A 1,206-nucleotide genomic window follows, 5' to 3' on the forward strand; every position below is an offset into this window, starting at 1 on the left:
CTTTGATAATACTCGTTGTGCCTTTGTTAATCGTTCTAACATGTTACGATAGAAATTAGGATAATTGGCTTTCTCATCCTCAGAACTAACGTATAATCCATCCATCGTAAAGTCTAACCTCACAACTGTTTCTACTTCTTTTTGTATAATTTCTTTTTCATATTCAGTCAAGATAGACACATAGTATTTACCCGTAGGAGTCATAGAAATCGTACATGATTGGATTCTATAATCTTGTAGCATTTCTCTATGTTGTTTGATACGTACCATTTTCAGTTTTGGCAATTTGATATGACCATTCAGCAACATAATATTTCCGTTTACTGCATTCGTTGTATAAGACTTTCTGTCTTTTACTTTTGCATGTTAGGAAGTCATTTTGACCACTAAAGAAATTCTTATAGGCAGTTTGCAAGTTTAGTTGAGCATTTGCCAAAGCTAATGAATCCACTTCTTTTAATCACTCAAATTCTGCTTTATATTTCGCGGGAGTTGGAGGCTTTTGTTTCTTTAGTTGTTCCTTATCATCTTTATATTTTTCGTACGCTTCTTTTCGTTCAGCTAACATTCTATTATACACGAAACGTACACAACCGAAGGTTTTACGCATAAGATATGCTTGTTCTTCTGTTGGATACAAACGGAATGTATATGCTTTATTGTGCTTTGTCATATCATTTCACCTCACCTTTCACCTTGATTTTCAATATATTTCTTTACTACGTCTATTGGAGAAGCGCCAGTAGTTAATAAGCAAAAACTTCTTGACCAAAACATCTCTTTCCAAAGTTTCGTTTTCACTCGTGGAAAATCTCTCTTGATGAGTCGAGAACTTGCACTTTTATAAGCATTAATAAATTTTGTCATTTCTGTATTCGGATGAGCCTTGAACAAAATATGAACATGATCTACATCATGATGCCACTCTACCAATGTTATGTTGTAATTCTCAGATAATCTGACAAACATGTCTTTTGCATAGTCTGATATATCATCATTGAACACATTTCTTCTGAATTTTACAACCAATACAAGGTGATACTATAGCAAGAACACCGAATGATTATTATTATCTAATTTCATTGATATACTAATATTTATTCTTTATAAGACTGACTCTGTCAGAGGAAAAATAAAAAGCAAAGCCTTTTGGCTACGCCCTTCACACGCTTGAGGAAGAAGAATTCTTTCGGGGAATACGTTAAA

1 protein-coding gene and 1 pseudogene are annotated in these 1,206 nt (G+C 33.4%); both read right to left on the reverse strand.

The window, feature by feature from the left end:
* Positions 1-673 (reverse strand): annotated as a pseudogene (locus tag F3I02_RS19745) (RNA-guided endonuclease TnpB family protein); the annotation flags it as partial.
* Between the two features lie 11 nt (positions 674-684).
* Positions 685-1,029 carry an IS200/IS605 family transposase gene (gene tnpA, locus F3I02_RS19750; protein WP_230876788.1) on the reverse strand — a complete coding sequence of 115 codons (345 nt, stop codon included), beginning with the start codon at positions 1,027-1,029 and terminating at the stop codon, positions 685-687.
* Positions 1,030-1,206 lie beyond the last annotated feature (177 nt).

The sequence above is a fragment of the Bacillus sp. SRB3LM genome, from assembly GCF_015712745.1.
Classification (GTDB): Bacteria; Bacillota; Bacilli; order Bacillales; family Bacillaceae_G; genus Bacillus_A; species Bacillus_A thuringiensis_K.